General features: G+C 68.2%; 22 protein-coding genes. 6 read left to right on the top strand and 16 right to left on the bottom strand.

Going from position 1 to position 23,615, the window contains the following annotated elements; translation table 11 throughout:
- Positions 1–38 precede the first annotated feature (38 nt).
- The gene (locus C1922_RS00410; protein ID WP_108747975.1) at positions 39–695 is read left to right on the top strand and encodes a DUF480 domain-containing protein; all 657 of its coding nucleotides are present in this window, start codon (positions 39–41) and stop codon (positions 693–695) included.
- A 44-nt stretch (positions 696–739) separates the two neighbouring features.
- Here C1922_RS00410 and C1922_RS00405 read toward each other — a convergent pair whose 3' ends face one another.
- The 6 genes from C1922_RS00405 to C1922_RS00385 form a co-directional block, all read right to left on the bottom strand.
- Positions 740–1,747: a DUF4272 domain-containing protein gene (locus tag C1922_RS00405; RefSeq protein ID WP_108747974.1), complete on the bottom strand. Its 1,008-nt coding sequence runs from the start codon at positions 1,745–1,747 to the stop codon at positions 740–742.
- A 46-nt stretch (positions 1,748–1,793) separates the two neighbouring features.
- Positions 1,794–2,330, bottom strand: a complete 537-nt coding sequence (locus C1922_RS00400) for a GNAT family N-acetyltransferase (protein WP_108747973.1) — start codon at positions 2,328–2,330, stop codon at positions 1,794–1,796.
- A 91-nt stretch (positions 2,331–2,421) separates the two neighbouring features.
- Positions 2,422–2,733, bottom strand: a complete 312-nt coding sequence (locus tag C1922_RS00395) for a DUF3592 domain-containing protein (RefSeq protein WP_108747972.1) — start codon at positions 2,731–2,733, stop codon at positions 2,422–2,424.
- Positions 2,720–2,866, bottom strand: coding sequence for a hypothetical protein (locus tag C1922_RS20580; protein WP_234413411.1), 147 nt, complete (start codon positions 2,864–2,866; stop codon positions 2,720–2,722). Before C1922_RS20580 ends, C1922_RS00395 begins: the two co-directional genes overlap by 14 nt.
- Positions 2,867–2,904: 38 nt before the next feature.
- Positions 2,905–3,669, bottom strand: coding sequence for a DUF3592 domain-containing protein (locus C1922_RS00390; protein WP_159091807.1), 765 nt, complete (start codon positions 3,667–3,669; stop codon positions 2,905–2,907).
- 83 nt (positions 3,670–3,752) lie between these two features.
- Positions 3,753–5,729, bottom strand: a complete 1,977-nt coding sequence (locus C1922_RS00385; protein WP_108747970.1) for a UvrD-helicase domain-containing protein — start codon at positions 5,727–5,729, stop codon at positions 3,753–3,755.
- 109 nt (positions 5,730–5,838) lie between these two features.
- Here C1922_RS00385 and C1922_RS00380 point away from each other — a divergent pair, with 109 nt between their 5' ends.
- Positions 5,839–6,576 (top strand): sel1 repeat family protein, encoded by a 738-nt coding sequence (locus tag C1922_RS00380; RefSeq protein WP_108747969.1) that lies wholly within the window; start codon positions 5,839–5,841, stop codon positions 6,574–6,576.
- Positions 6,577–6,626: 50 nt separating this feature from the next.
- Positions 6,627–7,247, top strand: coding sequence for a thymidine kinase (locus C1922_RS00375; protein WP_108747968.1), 621 nt, complete (start codon positions 6,627–6,629; stop codon positions 7,245–7,247).
- Between the two features lie 479 nt (positions 7,248–7,726).
- Here the strand turns inward: C1922_RS00375 and C1922_RS00370 are convergent, their stop codons facing one another.
- The 7 genes from C1922_RS00370 to C1922_RS00340 form a co-directional block, all read right to left on the bottom strand.
- On the bottom strand, positions 7,727–9,331 hold the full coding sequence (locus tag C1922_RS00370; protein ID WP_108747967.1) for a glucan biosynthesis protein D: 1,605 nt from the start codon (positions 9,329–9,331) through the stop codon (positions 7,727–7,729).
- Positions 9,332–9,379: 48 nt separating this feature from the next.
- On the bottom strand, positions 9,380–11,845 hold the full coding sequence (locus C1922_RS00365) for a serine/threonine-protein kinase (RefSeq protein ID WP_108747966.1): 2,466 nt from the start codon (positions 11,843–11,845) through the stop codon (positions 9,380–9,382).
- 22 nt (positions 11,846–11,867) lie between these two features.
- Positions 11,868–12,434, bottom strand: coding sequence for an ECF-type sigma factor (locus tag C1922_RS00360; RefSeq protein ID WP_108747965.1), 567 nt, complete (start codon positions 12,432–12,434; stop codon positions 11,868–11,870).
- Between the two features lie 67 nt (positions 12,435–12,501).
- The gene (mutM, locus tag C1922_RS00355) at positions 12,502–13,314 is read right to left on the bottom strand and encodes a bifunctional DNA-formamidopyrimidine glycosylase/DNA-(apurinic or apyrimidinic site) lyase (RefSeq protein WP_108747964.1); all 813 of its coding nucleotides are present in this window, start codon (positions 13,312–13,314) and stop codon (positions 12,502–12,504) included.
- Between the two features lie 65 nt (positions 13,315–13,379).
- The gene (locus C1922_RS00350) at positions 13,380–14,030 is read right to left on the bottom strand and encodes a hypothetical protein (protein ID WP_234413409.1); all 651 of its coding nucleotides are present in this window, start codon (positions 14,028–14,030) and stop codon (positions 13,380–13,382) included.
- 44 nt (positions 14,031–14,074) lie between these two features.
- Positions 14,075–14,407 (bottom strand): EF-hand domain-containing protein, encoded by a 333-nt coding sequence (locus C1922_RS00345; protein WP_108747963.1) that lies wholly within the window; start codon positions 14,405–14,407, stop codon positions 14,075–14,077.
- Positions 14,404–15,606, bottom strand: coding sequence for a fatty acid desaturase (locus tag C1922_RS00340; protein ID WP_108747962.1), 1,203 nt, complete (start codon positions 15,604–15,606; stop codon positions 14,404–14,406). The genes C1922_RS00345 and C1922_RS00340 overlap by 4 nt, the downstream gene beginning before the upstream one ends.
- Positions 15,607–15,821: 215 nt before the next feature.
- Between C1922_RS00340 and C1922_RS00335 the strand changes: the two genes are divergently transcribed.
- Positions 15,822–16,580 (top strand): ATP-binding cassette domain-containing protein, encoded by a 759-nt coding sequence (locus C1922_RS00335; protein WP_234413529.1) that lies wholly within the window; start codon positions 15,822–15,824, stop codon positions 16,578–16,580.
- Positions 16,581–16,819: 239 nt separating this feature from the next.
- On the opposite strand, the gene C1922_RS00330 is transcribed toward C1922_RS00335, so the two are convergent.
- Positions 16,820–18,022, bottom strand: coding sequence for a DUF4785 domain-containing protein (locus C1922_RS00330; protein ID WP_108747961.1), 1,203 nt, complete (start codon positions 18,020–18,022; stop codon positions 16,820–16,822).
- An 11-nt stretch (positions 18,023–18,033) separates the two neighbouring features.
- Entirely contained in the window at positions 18,034–18,912 is an 879-nt protein-coding gene (locus C1922_RS00325; RefSeq protein ID WP_108747960.1) for a hypothetical protein, read from the bottom strand.
- A gap of 209 nt (positions 18,913–19,121) precedes the next feature.
- Here C1922_RS00325 and C1922_RS00320 point away from each other — a divergent pair, with 209 nt between their 5' ends.
- Positions 19,122–19,961, top strand: a complete 840-nt coding sequence (locus C1922_RS00320; protein WP_108747959.1) for a phosphatase PAP2 family protein — start codon at positions 19,122–19,124, stop codon at positions 19,959–19,961.
- A gap of 123 nt (positions 19,962–20,084) precedes the next feature.
- On the opposite strand, the gene C1922_RS00315 is transcribed toward C1922_RS00320, so the two are convergent.
- Complete coding sequence (locus C1922_RS00315; RefSeq protein WP_108747958.1) at positions 20,085–22,352, bottom strand: TonB-dependent receptor; 2,268 nt, start codon at positions 22,350–22,352, stop codon at positions 20,085–20,087.
- 159 nt (positions 22,353–22,511) lie between these two features.
- Between C1922_RS00315 and C1922_RS00310 the strand changes: the two genes are divergently transcribed.
- Entirely contained in the window at positions 22,512–23,558 is a 1,047-nt protein-coding gene (locus tag C1922_RS00310; RefSeq protein WP_108747957.1) for a TIGR00266 family protein, read from the top strand.
- Positions 23,559–23,615 lie beyond the last annotated feature (57 nt).

Genomic DNA, 23,615 nt, shown 5'->3' with positions numbered 1-23,615 from the left:
ATGCTTCCCGGTTCACCCGTTGCGTGCTGCAGGCTGCCATGACCGATTCCGCCCCGACCCCCGACGTTCCCCTGCTCGACGCCATCCAGGCCCGCCTGCTGGGCTGCCTGGTGGAGAAGGAGGCGACCACGCCGGACACCTATCCGCTGACGGTGAACGCTGCGCAGTCGGCGGCCAACCAGAAGACTGCCCGCGAGCCGGTGATGAACGTCGATGCCGGCAGCGTGCAGCACGCCCTGCGCCAGCTGGAGACGCTGGGCCTGGCGCGCCAGCACTTCTCTTCGCGCGCCGACCGCTACGAGCACCGCCTGCAGGCCGCGCTGGACCTGACCCGGCAGCAGACCGTGCTGCTGGCGATGCTGCTGTTGCGCGGGCCGCAGACCCTGGGCGAACTGGTGACGCGCAGCGAGCGCCTGCACCGTTTCGCCGACACCGACGAGGCCCGCCACGCCATCGAACGCCTGCAGCAGCGTGGCCTGCTGCTGGTGCTGCCGCGCGCCAGCGGCCAGCGCGAAGACCGCTATATGCACCTGTTGTGCGGTGAAGTGGATGGTGCGGCACTGGCGGCGAAGTACGCCGGCAGCGGCGGTGGCAGCAGTCCCGCCAGCACCGACCCGGACCTGCTGGCCCGGGTGGAGCAGTTGGAAGCCACCGTGGCAGAACTGCAGGCCCAGCTGGCTGCACTGCGCGGCTGAGCGGGTACCGGCGCGGGCGGCCTGACCGCCCTCGCCCTGCAGACTCAGGTCGGCGTATCGACGTCGTCCCAGTCGGCCTGTTCAAAGCAGAACAACCAGTTCAGTGCGTAGTGGCGCTCGTAGATCACACCGCCTACCAGCGCACCCGGCATCGGTGCACCCTGGCGCTGGGCCTCACGCGCAGCCCAGTGCAGGCGGTAATGCAGATCCAGCGCATCCAGCAGCTCGGCGGTATCGCGCAGGGTCGCAGGGGCGCTGCCACGGTCAGCCTCCTGCAGCAAGGCGTCAACCACATCCGGTACGGCACAGGTCGCCTGCGGCCACGGCAGCACCTCGGCCAGGCCCAGCGCCCACAACAGCACGGCCAGGCTCTCGTAGCGCCAGCCGAACGGCAGAGCCGCCTCGGCGTCGCCGTGCTCGATGAAGGCGGCCTCGGCCGGGCTCAGGGCCTCGGGCAGGGCCGGCAGACGCTCGGCCAACTCGGCCAGGCTCAACGGTGGGTCACCGGCCTGCAGCGCCTCGGCGCGCAGCGCACATGCCAGCAGCGCCTGCGCTCTGGCCCAGACCTGGGCAGGCGCGCGCAGCTGTGCCTCGGCCGCGCCCACCACGGGTGGCAATGACGGCGGGGCATGCACCGCGTGGGCCTGCAGCTGCTGTTGGCTGCGCGCCCGGCGCTGCTCGGCGTCGACGGGATAGGGCACCTGCGCCTGCGGATCGAGCGTGTCACCCAACAGCACCTTGCCGGCCGGATCGCGGACGCTGCCATCTTCCAGGAAACACACCGCGTTGGCCTGCAGCAGCCAAGGCTGCAGCGCCTCAAGATCGGCGTCGGCCAGCTCGAACAGATAGTGCTGGCGCACGCGCTGCACGTGCCGCATCAGGTGATAGCGCGCGGCGGTCATCTGTCCGTCGCCATGGCCCAGCACGTAGTTGACGAAGCCGCCCAGGTGCGGGGCCAGTGCGGGGTCATCAAGACCACGGACGTTGGCAGCGTTGGTCTGTGGTGGCGGTGCCAGTACGTGGCCGAGGGTGGAATACGCATTGATCAGCATCGGAGCATCCGTGCAGGAAAACAGACCTGCACCTTACTCCACTGGCTCATGCTGGCTGTTGAACCGCCGCAGCGCCTGGTGTGGCATACAAGCGGCTGGCCGCGTCCACGCCCGGCAGCTGGATCACCCCCCGTTCCTGCATGCCCAGGCCCAGCAGGATGCGCCCGGAGGCCACGTTGTCCAGGTCGGTGATGCCGTACAGATCCTCGATGCCCAGCTCCGCACGCGCATGTGCGAACACCGCACGCGCCGCTTCGCTGGCATAGCCCTGGCCGCCGAACGCCGCCAGCACCGCATAGCCGATATCCGGCCCCGGCAAGCCATCGCGCCGCACCAGACCGGCATTGCCCAGCCAGGCGCCATCGGACAGCCGCTCGATGGCGTACATGCCGAACCCGTTCAACGCATAGCTGTGCAGCACCCGCAACGCGATGTACTCGCGCGCCTGTTCCTCACTGCGCACGTTGCGGTCACCGATGAAGCGCAGGAAGCCGGGATCATTGAGCAGCGCCAGCATCGGCGCCGCATCGCGATCCGGCTCGAGGGCGCGCAGGCGCAGGCGTTCGCTTTCGATGGGGTGCATGGGTGGGCTCCGGAAGGAATACCTCGATTCTGCAACGCCAGCGTCCGCCGTGCAGCACGCTCAGGCCAAGTGGGCCACTACGATGCTCAGCCTAGCCACATGCCCTGTCACGCGGGCCGAACAGGATCGGCCAGTAGCGCACGCACAGGCGATGGACGCATGCGGCGATAAGGCAGAACCCCATGCCCATCAGCGCCAACAGCAGCGGTGCGCCCCAGCGCAATCTCGGGTGCTGGATACGAGCCTTGAAAGGCATGCCGCCGGGATATAGTACCTGTACCTGTTCGCCGACCACGTACAGTGGTGCCCCGGTAGCAAAGGACGCGGTGAACTGAATCATCTGCCCCTGTGCGGTCTGGAACCTCACCACCGGGCGATGCAGGGTGATGTCACGTGCGGGCATCCTCTGCCTGGACGGCCACCACCGTTCCGGTTACGGAAACGGCCTTGCGCGCGAAACGCTGGACGTCCACGAACAGCCAGGCGGCGGCCAGAAGGATCAGCAGGCCCACGGCAAGAAGAACAGCAAAAAACATCTGAGGAGGGTGGGCATGGTGCTGGCCGGGTTGATCGATCAGCGTGCAGGTGCCGGCGCTGATCGAATGAAGGAGGTATCGACATGGTAGTAGCGCGGATTGCCCGGCATGACATGGACATCCAGTTCACGCCCACTCACCTGTGCACGGGGATCGGCCCAGAGATACGCACTGTGGAAGACATGCCATCGAGTGGTTTCAGGATCGCGCCAGGCGCAGACGATGACGAACGGATGCCTTCCCCCCGAAAATACTCCGCGATCGCGCTTGATCGCCCGGACCTTGGCTGGCACCCGTGTCCCGTGGCGAAGGAGCTGCCTGCGCCGCCATGCCCTCGCCGCCTGCGGCAGGCGCAGAAGTCCCGCCGCCAGCAGGAATGGGCCGCCGTTCAATCCCAGTATGACGCTCAGGCCCCAGGGTGATGAGAGCGAACGCACCAGGGCCTTGTCCGGGCGGTCCGGCAGGTACAGCACATCTACATGATCGCCCGTCATGTAGGCACGATGGCGGGTACGACCTGCGATGAACCGCATCACTTGCCCGCTGCTGGTAGTGAAGTCCACCGAGTACACGAACTTCACCACTGAAGTGCGCGAACCACCGCGATCAACACGGATGGCACCCACATGGGTGATCCTGCCATCGGCAATAACCGCCCCATCGAGGAAGCGCCTGGCACCAACGTAGGCCAGAAGCGCTGAAACAAGCAGGACCAGGCCCAGCCCGAGAAAGGTATGAGTGAGAACAGCAGGGATGTCGTTGGACACTATGAAGGACACGGCGCGCACTTCGGGTGCGCTCACACTAGGCCTTGACCCGATGCAGGCTCAAGGCCAGAAGCGTCAATCGGACGGATTGGAATACCACTTTAGTGGCTTTTCGATCCTCAATCGAACAGCGCCTCGATCGCCGCCAACCCCGCCGTCGCGCGCTCCTTCTTCCGCGCCGCATCCGCCACCGGGTCCGCGCCATCGCGCTGGATTTCCTCGGCCGGAATTTCCTCGAAGAACCGGCTCGGCTTCAACCGCACATGCTCGCCGAACTTGCGCGTCAGCTTGCTGTAACTCATCCACAGCTGGATCTTGGCGCGGGTGATGCCCACGTACAGCAGGCGCCGCTCTTCCTGCAGGTTGCCTTCGTCCAGGCTGACTTGGTGCGGCAGCACGCCGTCCTCGCAGCCGACGATGAAGACATAGGGGAATTCCAGGCCCTTGGACGCATGCATGGTCATCATGCGTACCTGGTTGCCGCCCTCGTCCTTGTCGCTGCGCGACAGCAGGGCGAGCTGGCCGGCCAGGTCGGCGGCGGTAGCACCACGCGGGCCACCCTCGAACCACTGCGCCAGTTCCTCGATGTTGTTGGCACGGCGCTGGTAGCTGGCCTCTTCCTTGGCCTGCTGCCGCAGCTCGCTCAGCAACCCCGATTCCTTGGCCACCTTGCGGATCATGTCGCCGGAGGTGACCTGGCGGGTCTGCGCACGCAGGTCGCGCAGGATGTCGGTGAAGCGCGCCAGGCTGTTGGCCGCACGCGGCGGCAGCTGCTGCAGCGCGCCGATTGCCTCGGCCGCCTGCGCCATCGGCATGTCTTTTTCCTGCGCCAGCTCGGCCAGCTTGGCCAGTGTGCCGGCACCCACATCGCGCTTGGGCGACTGCACCGCGCGCATGAACGCGGTATCGTCGTCCGGGTTCACCAGCAGCCGCAGCCAGGCCAGCGTGTCCTTCACTTCCTGGCGTTCCAGGAACATGGTGCCGCCGGTCAGGTGGTAGGGAATGCGCAGCAGCTGCATCGCCTTTTCCAGCGGACGCGACTGGAAGTTGCCGCGGAACAGGATGCAGAAATCACTCCACGGCACCTTGCGCGACTGCGCCACGTAGGCGATTTCGGCGGCGACCTTTTCTGCTTCGTGTTCGCTGTTGCGGCATTCCCACACGCGGATGCGCTCGCCGTCGGCCTGGTCGCTCCACAGCTTCTTGAGGTGTTCGTGCGGGTTGTTGGCGATGAGCGCATTGGCCGCGCGCAGCACGCGGTTGGAGCAGCGGTAGTTCTGCTCCAGCTTGATGATTTCCAGCGCGGGGTAGTCGCGCCCCATCTGCTGCAGGTTTTCCGGGTTGGCGCCGCGCCAGGCGTAGATCGACTGGTCATCGTCACCCACGCAGGTGAAGTTGCCCTTCTCGCCTGCCAGCTGCTTCAGCAGCCGGTACTGCGCATCGTTGGTGTCCTGGCATTCGTCCACCAGCAGGTAGCCGATGCGCTCGCGCCAGGCCACGGCGATATCCGGGTTTTCTTCCAGCACCTGCACCGGCAGGCGGATCAGGTCATCGAAGTCCACCGCGTTGAAGGCGGTCAGGCGCAGCTGGTAGCGCTCGTAGACGCTGGCCGCTTCCTTTTCACGGTTGCTGCGCGCGGCGGCCATCGCCTGTTCGGGCGACAGACCGGCGTTCTTCGCGCGCGACACCAGGTTCTTCATGTCCTCGATGTCATCGGGCTTGGCGCCGGACATCAGGTCCTTGATCTGCGCGGCGGCATCGTCGGCATCGAAGATCGAGAAGCCACGCTTCAATCCCACCGCCGCGTGCTCGATCTGCAGGAACTTCAGGCCCAGGGCGTGGAAGGTGCAGATGGTCACCTCGTCGGCATCCTGCTCGCGCAGGCGCTTGGCCACGCGCTCGCGCATTTCCTTGGCCGACTTGTTGGTGAAGGTGATCGCCGCGATGCGGCGCGCGGGGTAGCGCCCGCAGCCGATCAGGTGGGCGATCTTTTCGACGATCACGCGCGTCTTGCCACTGCCCGCACCGGCCAGCACCAGCAGGGGGCCTTCGATGTGCAGGACGGCGGCGGCTTGGGGGGGATTGAGACCGTGCATGGGTTGCAGATTGTACCGGCAGCCCGGGCCGGCCACAGCCCAGCCGCAGTTTGCCCCGGGGCCCTGCGGGGTGCTATAGCTGGGGCACAGCCATCGAAGGAATGATGTCATGAACGTAGTTCGCGTACGTCTGCTGTGCACGCTGCTGGCCACCCTGGTGCTGCCGGCCATGGCCGCCGCAGCCCCGCCGCCTGGCCAGGACGCCCAGGTCACCCAGTCTCAGGCGTTCCTGGACGGCCATCCCGATCTGCGCCTGCGCCAGAAGGGATTGCAGGCGTTGAAGCAGGACCGGGCCGACAAGGCCACCCACTGGTTCCAGCGCGCCGCCTGGTATGGCGACAAGCCCTCCCAGGCGATGCTGGCCGAGCTCTACTGGTCCGGCCACGGGGTGGCCGTGGATCGCCCGCGGGCCTATGCCTGGATGGACCTGGCCGCTGAACGCGGCGGTCCGCGTGCCTTGGCCAAGCGCGAGCTGTACTGGTCGCAGTTGAGCGCGGGAGAACGTGAACGCGCCCGCCAGGTCGGCCGCCCCCTGCATGCGCGCTATGCCGACGCCGTCGCCCAGCCGCGCCAGGAGCGGCAGATGCGCGCCAGCCGTGTACAGGTCACCGGCAGCCATGTCGGCTATGTCGGCACCATGGGCGTGTGCATGCGCGGCGACCATGCCGTGGACCAGACCCGGATCATCAATGACACCTGCAGCACCAGCGTCGAAGGCAGCCGCTACTACGCGCAGGCCCATTGGTCGCCCACCCACTACTGGCAGGCGCAGGACGCTGAACTGGAGCGCAGTCTGTCGCCGCGCGTGGACATCGGGCGCGAACAGGCGCTGCCGGCGCCGCGCTGAGTCTTTCCCGGCCGCCCCGGCGGCCGGGCACGTGGCCGTAGAATAGGCCGATGGCCAAGCTCTATTTCTATTATTCGGCGATGAACGCCGGCAAGACCACCACCCTGCTGCAGAGCGCGCACAACTACCGTGAGCGCGGCATGCGGGTGGCGATCCTGACCCCGCGCCTGGACGACCGCGCCGGCGCCGGCGTGGTGGCCTCGCGCATCGGCCTGCGTGCCGACGGCATGGCCTTCGAACGCGATACCGACCTGCAGCAGTGGGTGCAACAGGACCTGGCGGCCAACGGACCCTTGGGTTGCGTGCTGGTGGATGAAGCGCAGTTCCTCAGCCGCGCCCAGGTCTGGCAGCTCAGCGAGGTGGTGGACCAGCTGCGCATTCCGGTGCTGTGCTACGGCCTGCGCACCGACTTCCGCGGCGAGTTGTTCGAGGGCAGCCAGTACCTGCTGGCCTGGGCCGACGAGATGCAGGAGATCAAGACGATCTGCCATAGCGGCAAGAAGGCCACGATGACCGTGCGCGTGGACGAACATGGCCATGCGGTGCAGGACGGCCCGCAGGTGGAGATCGGCGGCAACGACCGCTACGTGTCGGTCAGCCGCGCCGAGTTCAAGAAGATCACCCGTGGCGAAGGGCGGATCGAACCGATGCAGGCCCCACTGCCGTTGTAAGGGGGGGGGGCTTTTGCAGGGCTTGCAGCCCTGCACCTGCTTTTGGAGCAACAGCAACAGCAACAGCAACGGCCAAAGCCAAAGCGGCATTCGGTGGGTTGGCGGGGCGGTGTCGGAGTGCGGGGACGCCGCAAGTACGTCCGTGTAGGCTTGGCAGCCGCATCCATGCGGCTGACACCCCGCATTCCGACACCGCCCCGCCTCTGACAGATTCCTGCGGCTGTTGGTAGGTGTCGACCTTGGTCGACACCTACCAGAGCAGAACGCCGTTCCGACAGATCGCGGAGAACTGTCGAAGGCGGGGTGGGTCCGGTGGCGGGGGTGTCCGCGGCATGGATGCCGCGGCCAAGCCCCCATGGACGGGTTTACGGCGTCCCCCGGCACCGGACCCACCCCGCCATCCCACGGAATGCATGCGTTTGCCGTTGACGTTGATTGAAGCAGGTGTAGGGCTGCAAGCCCTGCAGACCAACCTCAACTCAGTACAGCGTGCGCTCGGGCGCGCCGGCCGGCGGCGGGGTGTACTGGTACAGCCAGGTCTCGGTGAGGGTCTTGCCGCCGCTGCGCAGGTACAGGCGGATGTCGATCTGCTCGCTGCTGCCCTCCGGTGGCACCAGGTCGAACATCGCCCGGTACCCCTTGATCTCGCGCAGCGGGCGCGCCGAAACAATCTCGACTCGGCCACGGCTGGTTTCCACCACCGCTTCCACGTCGGCCTTGTCGATCAGACCGGCCAGCTCGCCGCCTTCGAAATCCACCGCGAAGCGCCAGCTGAAGTACTCGCGCTTCTTGCCGATGATGCCGCCCAGGCCGGTACGGCTGGCCACGCAGTGCGCCAGCGGCGGGCGCGCCGGCGGTTCGGCACCCCAGTATAGGCGGTAGCCGATCAGCAGTTCCTGCCCGGCCTGCGGCTTTTCCTTCGGGTTCCAGAACGCGACGATGTTGTCGAAGGTTTCATCCACGGTGGGAATTTCCACCAGCTGCACCGAGCCTTCGCCCCATTCGCCCTTCGGTTCCACCCACAGGCACGGGCGCTTCTCGTAGAACACGCCGTCGTCCTGGTAATGGTCGAAGTTGCGGTCGCGCTGCAGCAGGCCGAACCCGCGCGGATTGCGGTCCACGAACATGTTGAAGCGCAGGTTGCGCGGGTTCAGCAGCGGCCGCCAGATCCATTCGCCCGCCCCGGTCCACAGTGACAGGCCGTCGGTATCGTGGATTTCCGGGCGCCAGTCCCAGCCCATGCGGCGGTCGTTCTCGCCCACCTGGTACATGCTGGTGCAGGGTGCGATGCCCAGCCGCTCGATTGCCTTGCGCGGGTAGAGGGCGCTGTCGATGTCCATCAGCAGCACGTCGCCGTTGGTGATGGCAAAGCGGTAGGCGCCGGTCACGCTGGGCGAATCCAGCAGGCCATACACCACCAGGGTGTCGGAATCGGCCGCCGGCTGTTCCAGGTAGTAGGCGATGAAATCGGGGAATTCTTCCGGCTTGCCCATGCCGGTGTCGATGGCCAGGCCACGCGCGGACTGGCCGTACTGGCCTTCCTTGCCGACGGCGCGGAAATAGCTGGCGCCGAGGAAGGCGGCGAAATCACGGTCGGTGTCGGTGCGGGTGTTCAGGCGGAAACCGGCAAAGCCCAGGTCGGCGGGCAGTTCACCGTTCTTGATGCCGCTCTTGCCGTAGTTGAACGCCGCGCCGTCGTAGGCCAGTTCCTGTGCCTTGCCATCGACCACGTCGAACATGCGCACCGGCGAATGGAAGTACAGGCCCAGGTGGAAGAACTTGGCCTGGAACCGGCCCGGCTGGTCGGCCCACAGCGCGTGGTCCTGGCGGTAGCCGATCGACTGGTACTGGTCCCAATCCAGCCCTTCCAGCCGGCCTGGCAGCACGCGCTTGTGGCTCTTGTAGGGGGCCTGGGCCAGGGCACGGGCCTGGCCCTTGAGGGTGGCGAAATCGAACGGCTGCGGCTGGCCCAGGCGACGCAGGCCAAGCTGGCCGCTCTTGCCGGCCGCACAGGCAGGCAGGGCAGGCAGGCCGAACGCAGCCAGGGCAAGGGAGGCATTGCGGAGGAAATCGCGACGTTGCATGCAGGCGCGGGAGCAAGGGAAAGGTCGGCCATCATAGGCAGACAAACGTTAACGGGCAGCGGAGGTGGCCGGCTGCGGTTCAGTCTGCGCCAGCGCGGCGATGCGGGCCTCCAGACCAAGCAGGCCCGGTGCCTGCGGGCCGCGCTGGGCCAGCAGCAGCTGCCGCGCTTCGGCCAGCACCTCGCGCGCCTGCGCGGGCTGGCCGGCCTGCTGCAGCGCCTGCCCCTGCGCCAGCAGCGCCTGTGGCAGCAACGCGGTGTGGTCGGGCTGCCGCCACAGCGTGGCCGCGCGCGCGTAGTGGCCCGCCGCAGCGGCCGCATCGCCACTGGCGCTGGCCCACTGGCCCAGGGCGAATTCACCGTGGCCGATCTCGCGATGGCTCGGCCCCAACGCGGTCAGCAGCTGCGCCTGCACGGTCCGCAGCTCCTCGCCGGCCAGCGCCAGTTCGCCCCGCTGCAGCGCCAGCAGCGCGCGCGCCCGTCGCACTACCAGTGCCTCCGGGTGGCGCGGGCCCCAGGCCTCCTGGGCGGCTGTCCAGGCCAGTTCAAGTTCGCTGGCGGCGGCCGCCGCCTGCCCCTGCCGCGCCAGCACATCGCCCAGCTGGCGGTGCAGGGCGATCACCTGCGGGCTGCTGGCATCGCTGGGCTGCTGCAGCAGCGCCAACGCCTGCCGGTAGCCGGCCAGCGCCGCCGGCAGGTCCCCCGCCGCGGCGTCCAGACCGGCCAGGTCGGCCAGCGATTCGGCACGCCCGAAGCGCTCGCCAATGCCCTGGTGGCGCAGTGCCAGGGCCTGCGCGAAAGATCGCCGTGCCGCCTCGGCATCGCCCAGTTCGGCCTGGCAGCGGCCCAGCTGGCTGTGGAATTCGGCCACCGACGCCGGCAGGGCGCTGGCCTGGGTCGCCGCCAGGGACTGCAGCGGCTGCAGATGGGCCAGGCATTCGCGGTCGCGGCCCAGCATGCGCAGCGCGCGCCCGCGCTGGGTCACCGCCTCCAGCTGCAACGCAGGCGGCACCTCGTCCACCCGCTGCAGCAGCTGGCGCTGCCGGTCCAGTGTCTGAAGCCCCAACTGGTAGTCGCCCAGACCGATCCGCAGTCGCCCGATCACGCCCTCCAGCTCGGCCAGTGCCAGCGGCTGGTCGGCCAACTCGGCTTCGCCACGCTGCTGCCCGGCAGCCAGCAGCTGCGGCACGTCGAAATGCCCGTGGCGCTGGCTGGCCGCCTTGTCGAACAGGCCCACGGTGAAATCCTGCATGGCCTGCGCACGGGCCATTTCCAGCCGCGCCTGCCGCGCCTGCCACAACGCCGTGGACGTGGTGCCCAGCAAGCCCAGCACGGCCACCGACGCCAGCGCCACGCCCCACCGGTGCCGGCCCACATACTTGCGCACGCGGTAGCCCACGCCGGGCGGACGGGCCTGGATCGGCTGCCCCTGCAGGAAGCGCCGCAGGTCCCCGGCCATCGCTTCGGCCGAGGCATAGCGTTGGTCGGGGTCTTTCTGCAGGGCTTTTTCCAGCACGATATCCAGATCGCCGCGCAGGCGCCGGGCCTGCCGCTGCAGCGCGCGACGCGGCGCGCCGGGCTGGTCGGCCAGCCGCTGCAGCAGCACCGACGCGCGTGGTGCCTGCACGTCCAGGATCGAACGTTCCCATTCGGCATCACTGTGGCGGCGCAGCCGGTAGGGCTTGTGCCCGGTCACCACTTCGAACAGCACCACGCCCAGCGAATAGACGTCGGTGAGCGTGGTGACCAGTTCGCCGCGCACCTGCTCCGGGGCTGCGTAGTGCAGGGTGAACGCGCGGATCTCGGTGGCCGGGTGCGGGCTGCTGGTGTCGTCGTGGTCCAGCAGTTTGGCGATGCCGAAATCCAGCAGCTTCACCGTGCCATCGTCGCGCACCAGGATGTTGGACGGCTTCAGGTCGCGGTGCACCACCAGGTTGGCGTGGGCATGGCTGACCACCGCGCAGACCTGCAGCATCAACTGCAGCCGGGCTTCCAGCGGCGGCTGCACCCTGCGGCAGTAGTCGCTGATCGGCTCACCTTCCACGTAGTCCAGCGCCAGGTAGGGCTGCCCGTGCAGATCCACCCCGGCATCCAGCAGCTGCGCCAGGTGCGGGTGCTGCAACCGGGCCAGGATCTGCCGCTCGCGGCCGAAGCGCTGGCGCAGGCCGGGATCGGCCACGCCGCTGCGCAGCAGCTTCAGCGCCACCTGGCGCTGGTACAGGCCATCGCAGCGCTCGGCCAGCCACACCTCGCCCATGCCGCCTTCGCCCAGCGGGCGCAGCAGCCGGTACGGTCCCACTTCACTGCCGGCGCGGCCCGGTGGCGGCGCCGTCCACAGCGGCTGGGCCATGAAATCCTGGCTGTCCGGCTCCTGTTGCAGCAGCCGCTGCAGTTCATGGCCCAGCGCCGGGTCATGCTCGGTCAGGCGTTGCAGGCGGCGCTGCCGCGCTTCCGGGTCCAGTTCCAGCAACTGGTCCAGCCAGGATGAAAGTTCCTGCCAGCGTGCGCTGTCCATCGGCCGGGCCGGGTCGCGGTGCTCAGTCTTCGCGCATGGCGGCCAGCAGGAACAGGCGTGCCTTCTGCCAGTCGCGGCGGATGCTGCGTTCGGAACGTTGGCTCAGTTCGGCAATCTCCTGTTCGGACAGGCCGGCGAAGTAACGCAGTTCCACCACCCGGCCCAGGTGTGCATCCACCGCCTGCAGGCGTTCCAGGGCCACGTCCAGGGCCAGCAGGTCTTCGTCCAGGCGCACGCCACTGCTGCTGTTCTCGGGAATCTCGGCCACCCGTTTCAGGTCACCACCGCGCTTGCGCGCCAGGCGGTTGCGCGCGTAATCCACCACCACGCTGCGCATGGCTGATGCCGCGTAGGCGAAGAAGTGCGCGCGATCTTCGAAGCGGGCGGCGCCGCGGCTGCCCAGCAGTTTCAGGTACGACTCGTGCACCAGCGACGTGGCATCCAGAGTGCGCCCCTGCTGGCCGGCCAGCTGGCGCCGGGCCATGGTGTGCAGTTCCTGGTAGAGCGTGGTCAGCACGCGGTCCAGCGCGGTGCGATCACCGCCGCGCGCAGCGTCCAGCCATACGGTGATGTCCGGTCCCTCATCCATCGCCAACGTTCCCCCGCCGGATGTTGGCTGGACTATAACGCTGCCGGTGTGCAGCGCATGAAGACGTTCAGCGCTGGCAGCGGCTGCACCAGACGCTGGCGCGCTGGCCGATCATGGCGTGCTTCAACGGCCGCCCGCATTGTGGGCACGGCAGGCCATCGCGGCCGTACACCAGCAGTTCCTGCTCGAAGTAGCCCGGAGCGCCGTCGGGGCTGATGAAATCGCGCAGGGTGGTGCCGCCGCGGGTGATCGCATAGCCCAACGTGTCCTTCACTTCGCGCGCCAACCGCTGGTAGCGCGCGCGGGAGACCTTGCCGGCCTCGCGCAACGGGCTGATGCCGGCCTTGAACAGGCTTTCGGCGGCGTAGATGTTGCCGACCCCCACCACCACGGCCTGGTCCATCAGGAAGGTCTTCACCGGCGCGCTGCGGCCGCGGCTGCGCTCGAACAGATAGTCGCCGTCGAAGATCTCGTCCAGGGGCTCCGGGCCCAGTCCCTGCAGCAGCGGATGCACTTCACCGGCCGGCTGCCACAGCAGGCTGCCGAAGCGGCGCGGGTCGTTGAAGCGCAGCAGGCGGCCGTTGTCCAGGCTGATATCGACGTGGTCGTGCGTGCGCAGCGGCGTGTCGCCGGGCAGCACGCGCAGGCTGCCGGACATGCCCAGGTGCAGTACGGCGCTGCCCACGGCGGTATCCAGCAGCAGGTACTTGGCGCGGCGGCGCACGCTGTCGATGCGCTGCCCCGGCAACTGCTCGGCCACGTCCGGTGGGATGGGCCAGCGCAGGTCGGCGCGGCGCAGGATCACCCCGTGCACGCGGCGGCCTTCAAGATGCGGCGCCAAGCCACGGCGGGTGGTTTCGACTTCGGGCAGTTCAGGCATGCGCTGATTCTACGCCGGGCCATGCGAAGCCGCCGGCAGGGTCCGGCGCTACCGGGCGCGGCGCCCTACGCGTCCGCGGCGGGCGCTTCGACCAGGAAGGCACCTTCCACCAATGCACCCCGCCCACCCAGCCGCCAGAACGCCAGATAGGGCCCGAAGTCGACCGCGGCCGGGGCCAGTGGCTGGGCGATATACCAACCCAGATAGAGATCTGAGGCAAGGTGGTAGAGCGCCTCGTCCAGTGCGTTCATCTGCGGGCTGTCGAGCGTGCGCGCCCGCCGCACTTCATCGCAGATGACATCGTGCAGGTAGGCCGCTGGGCCCGAGCCGCTAAAGGCCGACTGCAGACGCTCGGCGGGGGCTTCGACGACCGGCACAGCGCGCAGCGTGGCCTGCAGCGCGGGCTCGCCGGCAACACCGGCCACCCGGGCCAGCTCATCCAACCAGGCGCGCGCGGCGCGCGCCAGCGCCTGCGTATCGCCCACGTGGGCCGGCTGCAGGTACAGGTGGTCGCCCCAGTGACCTGCACCGAGCACGTCCAGCGCACGCGCACGCAGTTCATCGGCATGCGGGAAGGTGGCGAACACCGCGGCCAGCGTGTCCGGCCCGGTCACGCCCTGCAGCAGGCCGGAGAAATACCAGTCCTCCTGCTCGCTGCGTCCGGCACAGAATGCCGTCCACTCCTGCATCAGTTCATCGTCGATGCGCTCATCCATGGTGAGGTTTTCCCGTGCAGCGGTGCGGCCGTCATGATCGCCGATCAGCGCGGCGGTGCGGACAGTTCACGCGCGTCCAGATAGCCATCGCGGTTGGCATCCTGTTTGTGGAAGCGCTGGATGAGGGTCTGCCGCTGCTGCTCGCGGGTGATCGGCCGGCCCTTGCCGCCCGGCAGCTCGTAGGCGGTCAGCACGCCATCGCCGTTGCGGTCCATGCGGTCGAAGGCGTACAGCATCCATTGCACGTACTCCGCTTCGCTCACCCGGCCGTCGCCATCGCTGTCCATGCGCTGCAGGTAGGTGGCGGTGTCGCTCACCTGGGCCTGCGCGCACAGCGGCGCCAGCACGGCCAACAACGCTCCTGCGATTCGCTTCATGCGCCCACCAGGGTGTAGCCCTTCAGGCGCGCGGCATAGGCCTGCAGCGTGGCAATGCCACTCTCTTCAGCTTCGCGGCACCAGGCCTGCAGCTGGCGCAGGCGCTCGGCCGCATCGTGGCCGCGGGCTTCCAGCAGCGTGGCCAGGCGCGCGCGGAACTCGACCAGCACCCCGATGCGCGGACGCTGTGCCACCCAGGCGCGCAACTGCGCGCGGCTGTCCGGGTGCAACCAGCGACCGTCATTCACCAGACCGCGGCGCAACCGTCGCGGCAGCAGACGGCGCAGCTTGGCCCCGGCGTGGGCGGCCTCCTCGCGCAGTGCCGGCACGAAGACATTGCGCTGGTAGTCGGTCATGGCCTGGAAACGGTGCGACAGCAACGCTTTCAGGGTGTCCGCATCGGGTACGGCAATGTTCGGGCGCACGTCCATGGCCGGCGCCACGCGCAGCACCGTGGCCAGGCGCAACGCCTGCAGCAGGCGGATCGCGCTCCAGCCGATGTCGAATTCCCAGCGCCGCATCGCAAAGCGCGCCGAGCTGGGGAAGGCATGGTGGTTGTTGTGCAGTTCTTCACCGCCGATCCAGAACGCCCACGGCGTCAGGTTGGTGGAGGTATCGGCCGATTCATAGTTGCGGTAGCCCCACCAGTGGCCCAGGCCGTTGACCACGCCGGCGGCCCAGAACGGAATCCAGGCCATCTGGATGGCCCACAGCGCCACGCCCGGCAGGCCGAACAAGGCCGCGTTGATGGCCAGCAGCAGCACCGGGCCCAGGTTGGCGCGCGGCGTATACAGGTGGCGTTCGATGGCGTCGTCGGGGGTGCCACGGCCGTACTGTTCGATGTCCGCGCGCTGGCCACGGGCCTGCCGGTACAGTTCGACGCCGTGCCAGAACACCTGGCCGATGCCACGGGTGACCGGGCTGTGCGGGTCGTCTTCGGTTTCCACCTTGGCGTGGTGCTTGCGGTGGATGGCCACCCATTCGCGGGTGATCATGGAGGTGGTCAGCCACAGCCAGAAACGGAACAGGTGGGCCAGCGCCGGGTGGAAATCCACGCCGCGGTGGGCCTGGCTGCGGTGCAGGTACAGGGTGACCGAGAAGATGGTCAGCTGGGTGAAGACCAGCAGCACCAGCAACAGCTCCCACCACGTCGGGCCAAGCAGGCCGTGGGCCAGCAGGGAGATCAGGGCATCGGGCATGGCGGCGCTCCAGATCGACGCGGGGATGGCAGACATGATGGACGCTTGCGTTGCAAACTGCACCCTGCGACGGTGATCGGCACCGTCATTCCGTGGCACCGTTCACACGTTGGGGAACCCCGTTGTCGAGTCCTGAACCACGTACCCACGCCCCGTCACCGGCCGGCGCCGGCGATGTCCTTCCACCCCTGATCGAACTCGACCACGCCAGCGTGATGCGTGGCCAGGTGAAGGTGCTGCACGCGCTCAGCCTGCGCATCGCCCAGGGCCAGCACACCGCGCTGCTGGGCCCCAATGGCTGTGGCAAATCCACCTTCATCAAGCTGATTACCCGCGAGCTGTACCCGCTGGCCCAGGCCGATGGCCGGGTAGCAGTGAAAGTGCTGGGGCAGAACCGCTGGCAGGTGGATCGGTTGCGCTCGCAGCTGGGCATCGTCACCGGCGATCTGAGCAGCAACCTGTCCGACATGCCCGGGCTGACCGTGGAGCAGGCGGTGCTGTCGGGCTTCTTCGCCAGCTATGTGGTGCCGGCGTTCCGTGAAGTGACCGCCGACATGCGCGAGCGGGTGGGCCAGACCCTGGCCATGACCGGTGCGCTGGGCCTGCGCGAACGTGCGTATGCCGAGCTGTCGGCCGGCGAGACCCGCCGCGTGCTGATCGCCCGCGCGCTGGTGAACCAGCCGCAGGCGCTGCTGCTGGATGAACCGTCCACGGGGCTGGACCTGGTGGCGCGGCAGCAGTTGATCGCCACCATGCGCACCCTGGCCCAGCAGGGCATCACCCTGGTGCTGGTGACCCACCACATCGAAGAAGTGATTCCCGAGATCGAGCGGGTGGTGCTGCTGCGCGACGGCCGCGTGCTGGCCGATGGCCCGCGCGATGAACTGCTGCGTGATGAGCCGCTGTCGGCGGTGTTCGGCGGTGCGATCCACGTGGTGGAACACGAAGGCCGGTTGAGCGCGTACGCGGGGTGAACCACCGGGTCGAAGCGCGCGACAAGGTGATGGCGGATGGCAGGCCGGAGGGCGGTAGAGTCGACTGTCAGTCGACTGCTCTTCGTACGGGCCCGAAAATCCCGCGCTGCGCGCGGTAGTCGACTGACAGTCGACTCTACCCCGGAGTGGTCCCTCCCATCGCGGTATCACCCCATCGCGGTGTTGCCTCTCCCTTACGCGGTTGCAGCGGGCCGGAATTGCCGGCCCGCTGCGGTTGCTCAGAACCGCAGCGCCTGCGCGCGCGATTCGATCGGTGCCATCCGGCTCTGGTCCTGCAGCTGCAGCTCACGCAGTTCATACGGTGCGCCGAAGCCGGCGGGCAGCGGTGCCTGGTCGAACGGCAGCACCAGTGCGCCCTGTCCGGCAGCATCGAACCACGCTGCGGCATGCGCCTGCGCCACCGGCTTCAACTGGCCGTCGGCGCCGGTGGCGTAGAGCGTGCCACGCGCTTCATAGCGGCCTGGCGCAGCCACCTGCAGCGGCAGGCTGACCCGACGGCTGGCGGTATCCGGGCTGGCCTGGCCGCTGAACCGCGCGGTGGGCTGGGCCACGGCAAAGGCCACCTTGCCGTCGCGCAGTACGCCGTCTGCCTGGGCGAACACCTGCAGTTCCCACAGCCCCTGCACGGCGCTGGCCTGGGCGGGAATGCGCACCTGCGCACGCAGGCTGCCGTCGCTGGTGCGCAGCAGCCGCTGCGGCCAACTGCGGCCATCGGGCGCCACCAGGAGCGCCTCGCCGCCCAGGCTGCCGCGCCGTGCCGCCAGCTGCCTGGCGTTGGCACCGTCTTCCAGCAAGCGCGCCTGCAGCTGCACGCTGCCACCGGCCAGCACCTGTGCCTGGCTGGCCTGCACTTCCAGGCGCACGGGGCTGTTGGGTTCAAGCACCTGCACCACGTAGCGCCCCTGCGCCTGCGCGCTCTGCAGGCGGTAGGCGCCCACCGCGCTGCTGGCACCGGTGCGCAGCATGCTGCTGCCATCGCTCACTGCCATGCCGGCGTCCTGCAGCTGGCGCGCATCGACACTGCGGGCCACGCCGGTACGACCGGCGGCATCACGTACCTGCAGTGCGTCGGCGGGCAGCGCGCGTGCGCCGGCACCCGGGCTGACCTGGATCACCGCGTCCGGGGCGGTCAGCGGCAGGTCCAGGCCGCGCTGCAGCTCGGCCGCGTCGACCTGCTGCCAGTAGCTGCGGCTGACGGCGGCATACGCGCCCGGTGCCTGCAATGGCTGGGCCGGGTCCAGCGCCCAGGCGAAGGCCAGCGGCACGCGCTCGCTGTCTTCGGCGGGCAGGGGCGCGGCCACCAGCGCGGCGGGCACCTGGTCGCTGGCCAGGGCGGCACGCAGCGGCTGTGCGGCCAGGGCGGACCCGGCGGCAAGTGCGGTCAGCACGGCAGCGGCCAGGAAGGTGGAATGGATCTTCATGGTCGTCTCCCTCACTGGGTCAGGTCGTTGCGCAGGATGGTGCCCAGGCCGAAGCATTCGCGCCGGCTCTGGTTGTGGCTCAACGGCTCTGCCCCCTGGGTGCGCGCCTTGTCGGTGAACAGCAGGCTGCCGGCCGCCTTCTGGCTGCTGCATTCCAGAAAGCCATCGGAACAGGACGACAACCAGTTCTGGGTGAATTCCAGGCCGACATTGGCCGCGTAGCCGCCGCAGTAGCTGTTGCTGTCCCAGACCGCCGATTCGACATCGCTGCCGACCACCGCGCGGAACGGCTTGGGCAGGGCCGGGCGGCCGGCGGTGCCATACAGGTTCTGCGCGTTGTAGGTGACCATGTGGCCGACCTGCTGCATGCGCACGGCATCGTTCTTGTAGCCCAGCAGCCAGCCCAGCGAGGTTTCAAACGTATTGCCGTTGAGCACCGCGTCGGCCAGCGGCGTGCCGGCCGATGACGGCGCCAGCGCGGTGACCTTGCGGGTGCGGCTGATGATCTTCGGGTAGCGGCTGTCGTAGGTGGGGTTGGACAGGATCCAGCGCATCACGTTGCCGCCGTTGGAATGGGTGATGACCACCAGCTGGGTGATGCCGCGGCTGTCGATGAAGCCGGTGAGCTGGCTGGCCAGGCAGCCGGCCGCTTCGGGCTTCCACATGTACTGGGTGAAATCGCAGTTGATGACCACGTAGTTGCTGCTGTTCGGCAGCCCCTGGCGCACGGTGTCGATGATCGCCGGCTGCCAGTAATCCTGGGTGGCGTTCGTCTGTGCGCCGGTGCCATGCACGAAGGCCACGCCGTAGACGTCGGCGGCCTGTGCCGGTGCGGCGGCCAGGCCCACCAGCAGGGCCAGGACGGTACTTCCTGTTGCGGTGCTGCGCATCGCATCTCTCCCTTGTCAGCAGATCCCCCCGGCCCGGCTGTGGGCAGATGCTGGTGCTGAAGGCGTGTGAAAGTCCGTGCGCTGCGACCGGAATCAGGACATTGGCGACAAGCCGACCGTGCCGGGTCTGGCCGTATGACCGATGGGCGCTGCGGCAACCGGCGGCGGCTGCGATCATGGCGCCTGTGTTCACAGTCCCGAATCTGCCCATGTCCCTGATCGCCCGCCCTGCCCGCCCGCTGCTGGGTCTTGCCATCGCCATGACCCTGGCCAGCTGCGCCGCCACCGCCAGCAAGCCCACCGCGGTGGAGGCCAACGTGACCACCCGGGCAGTGGGCTACCTGGACGCGGCGGCGGTACCGGCCAGCCTGCTGCTGGTGCCTGCCCCGCCTGCGGCCGGTTCGGCCGGCTTCGCGCTGGACGAACAGGTCAGCCGTGAAGCCCGCGCCCTGCGCGGCACACCGCGCTTCGCCCAGGCCACGCATGACGCCGAACTGGGCTTCCCGGAAGGCGCCAACCAGTTCTCGTGCGCGATCGACGTGGACGTGGATGCGGTGAAGACGCCTGCGCTGTATCGCCTGCTGGAGCGCAGCCGGATCGATGCCAGTGCGGCCACCAAGGCAGCCAAGAACCACTACCAGCGCCCGCGCCCGTTCATGGTCAATGGCGAACCCACCTGCACGCCCGACGATGAAGCCGGGCTGCGCAAGAACGGTTCATACCCCTCCGGCCACACCTCGATCGGCTGGGCCTGGGCGCTGATTCTTTCCGAGATCGCCCCGGACCGCGCCGATGCCATCCAGGCACGCGGCCGCAACTACGGGGAAAGCCGCCTGGTGTGCAACGTGCATTGGCAGAGCGACATCCTGGAAGGCCGCTTCATGGGTGCCGCCGCCGTTGCGCGCCTGCACGACAATGCGGCGTTCCAGCAGGATCTGCTGGCGGCACGCAGGGAAATTGCTGCTGCGCGCAAGGCGGGGCAGCACTCGGCCCGCGACTGTGCGGCAGAAGAAGCGGTGCTGAAGGTGCGCCCGCAGAGCGCGCTGTAAGCATGCCTCCGTAGAGCCGAGCCATGCTCGGCTCACGGCAGTCGAGCATGGCTCGACGCTACAGAAAGCAGAAGGGCCGGCAGTGCGCCGGCCCTTCTTCATTGCATCACGCGGTCAACCGCCTCAGAACTTCGCGGTGAATTCCACGCCGAACGTGCGCGGCTCGTTGAGGAAGCCGGTGAGGTTGTTGAAGTCGATCGCACCGACCACGCGGGTCTGGTTGGTCAGGTTGCGGCCGAACACAGCCACGTCGTACTGGCCGTAATCCCAGTTGTAGCCCACGCGCAGGCCACCTTCCAGCGAGCTGCGGCTGCGGAACTCCGGCGACTCGTACAGGAAGAAGTTCACCGGGCTCTTGTACGCCCAGTCGGTGTAGACGTAGATCTCGCTGGCGTCGTTCACCGGGAAGCCGGCACGCAGGGTCAGGTTGTGGATCCACTTCGGCGCCTGCGGCAGCGGGTTGCCGTTCACCAGCGCATAGGTGCCGCCGTTGATGACGGTGGTCGGGTCGGTGATGGTGCAGCCGCCGCCGCAGATCGCCACCGCCAGATCGCGGTCCTTGATCTCGGTGTCGTTGTAGCTGCTGCCCAGGGTCATCAGCACGTGGTCGGTCAGGTAGGCCTCGAAGTCCAGCTCGAAGCCCTGGCCGATGGTCTTGTCGGCGTTGAGCAGGGTGGCGGTGTTGTTGCTGCCACCCACCGCGATCAGCTGCTGGCCATCCACGTTGTAGCGGAACACGTTGAAGCCCAGGCGTGCGCGACGATCGAACAGATCGGCCTTGATGCCGGCCTCATACGAGATCACCTTTTCCGAATCGGCCTGGGTGACGCCGCCGAAGGCCAGGCGGCCCTGGATGGACGGTGCGCGGAAGCCCTTGGCCACGCGCGCATAGGCGTTGATGTTGTCGGTGATCTGGTAGACGCCGCTCAGGTCCCAGCTGACATCGTCCACATCGCTGTTGGCCAGGTACGGGCCGCTGACCGGCGTACCACCGGACACGGCCTGCAGCACGCTGGCGGTGAAGTCCTTCTTGTCCTGGGTGTAGCGCACGCCGGCACGCAGCTTGAAGCGTTCGGTCACGTCCAGGTCGCCCGAGGCGAACGCGGCCCAGGCCTTGTTGCGCTGGCTCTGCACGGCATGGCCGGTCTGCGGGTTGCCCGGGGTCAGCGAGTCGTAGTTGAAGCTGTCGATGGTGACGTCTTCATCGAAGTAGAACACGCCGGCCTGCCAGTCGAAGCGGCCCCACTCGTTGGATTCGACGCGGAATTCCTGCGTCCACTGGCGGTGGTGCGGCAGGCCGTCGGCCGATTCGGACGGGAACGGAATGAAGCCCGGGCCGTAGTTGCCGGCACCCAGGAACGATGCGCCGTAGCCGCCATCCACGTCGCCATGGTTCAGCGATTCGGCGGTTTCATAGCCGGTGATCGAATGCAGGGTGACCCGGCCCAAATCCCACTTGATGCGCGCGCTGCCGCCCCAGGTTTCCAGATTGGAGAAGTTCAGGCCGTCGGTGGACACCTTGTCGCGGTCGAAGTTCTCGACCAGTGCGTTGCTGCCCGGCTGGATGATGTTGGCGCGGAACAGGCGTGCGGTGCCGTTGAGCTTGCGCTTGTGCAGGTTGAACAGCGCTTCCACGTCGTCACCTTCGTACAGGAACTGCACGCGACCGGCGGCTTCGTCATAGCCTTCGAAGCCCGAGCTGGGCGCGTTGGCGATGGTGTTGTCGACGTAGTTGTCGCGGCGCTGGTACAGCGCGGACACGCGGGCCGACCAGCGGCTGGTCAGCGGGCCGCCGTAGGCGCCCTGCACGTTCCAGGTGTCATAGCTGCCGTAGGACACCTTCACGTAGCCGTCGGCGTCCTGCGACGGACGGGCCGAATCGAACTTCACCACGCCGGCCGGGGTGTTGCGGCCGAACAGGGTGCCCTGCGGGCCGCGCAGCACTTCCACGCCGGCCAGGTCGAACAGCGGGAAGCCCTTCAGCAGCGGGCTTTCCTGCACCACGTCGTCGTACACCAGCGACACCGGCTGCGAGGCATTGAGGTCGAAATCGGTGTTGCCCAGGCCGCGGATGTAGAAGCGCGGGAAGGCACGGCCGTAGGACGACTCGATGTTCAGGCTGGGCACGCGTGCGGACAGGAAGCGGATGTCATCGCCGGCCGAGCCGAGCACATCCAGCTTTTCGCCCTGGATGGCGGTGATCGCCACCGGCACGTCCTTGGCATTTTCCACGCGCCGCTGCGCGGTCACCTGCAGGGCGTCGAGGGCAACCGGGTCCTTGGCGGCAGGGGTTTCCTGGGCGGCTGCTACCAGCGGCAACAGGGCGGAAAGAGCGGCAACGAGGGGGCGCGCGACCGGAAGGCGGCCACGGGAAGTGCGGGTCGGAGACATGGCGGTAGGCTGTGTTTGGAGGGGTGGTAAAACGGCGCTACCAGATAATTGTTGCAATACAGCACCCGCGCCGCAAATGCCGATCGTTCATGGCCCTGCCATTCGCCCCCGTGTGCTGCGGCTAGACTCGTGGTTTGTTCCCGCAACGGAGCTGCAGCAATGACCCAGTGGTACTTCCATGCCGCCGGCCAGGCCGAGCGTGTCGGCCCGCTTGATGACGAGGCCGCGCGCGCCCATGCGCAGGCGTATCCACACGCGCTGGCCTGGTGCCAGGGCATGTCCGGGTGGACACCGGTGTCCGACGTTGCCGCGCTTCGCCAGCCGGCCGCGCCCACCCCGCCACCAGGCGCACCGCCGTCGCCGGCACCGCATCGCAGCGTGGAATCGCCGGTAAGCAACAGCGGCGGCCACGGCGACCCGATCGATTTCCGCATCGTGGGCCACGAGATGCAGTTCGTGGAAATCGGCCTGGACCCGGGCGAGAGCGCGATCGCCGAAGCCGGCGCGCTGATGTTCAAGGACGCCTCGGTGCAGATGGACACCGTGTTCGGCGACGGTTCGCAGGCCAGCAGCGGCTTCATGGGCAAGGTGATGGCCGCCGGCCGCCGCGTGGTCACCGGCGAAAGCCTGTTTGCCACGGTCTATACCCAGACCGGCAACGGCCGCGGCACCGTGGCCTTCGCCGCGCCCTACCCCGGCACCGTGCTGCCGATGAAGCTGGACCAGCATGGCGGCCGCCTGATCTGCCAGAAAGACAGCTTCCTGGCCGGCGCCTGCGGGGTAAAGATCGGCGTGCAGTTCCAGCGCCGGATCATGACCGGCCTGTTCGGCGGCGAGGGCTTCATCATGCAGAAGCTGGAGGGCGACGGCTGGGTGTTCATCCATGCCGGTGGCTGCGTGGTCGAGCGTGAGCTGGCGGCCGGCGAGCGCCTGGACGTGGATACCGGTTGCGTGGTGGCTTACCACCCCACGGTGGACATGGACGTGCGCCGGGTCAGCGGCATCAAGAGCATGCTGTTCGGTGGCGAGGGCGTGTTCCTGGCCACCCTCACCGGGCCGGGCAAGGTCTGGCTGCAGTCGCTGCCGTTCTCGCGCCTGGCCGGGCGCATGTGGATGGCCGCGCCGCAGGGTGGTGGCAAGAACCGCGGCGAAGGCTCGGTGCTGGGTGGGCTGGGCCGCATGCTGGACGGCGACAACCGCTTCTGACCTCTCACGGTAGCGCCGGGTATCGCCCGGTGCTACCCACGTAAATTGCAGCTTCGG

This window comes from Stenotrophomonas sp. ZAC14D2_NAIMI4_7, assembly GCF_003086675.1.
In the GTDB taxonomy this organism is placed as follows: Bacteria; Pseudomonadota; Gammaproteobacteria; order Xanthomonadales; family Xanthomonadaceae; genus Stenotrophomonas.
The sequence above is the reverse complement of the archived record's forward strand: the minus strand, read 5'-3'. Positions and strand labels throughout refer to the sequence as shown.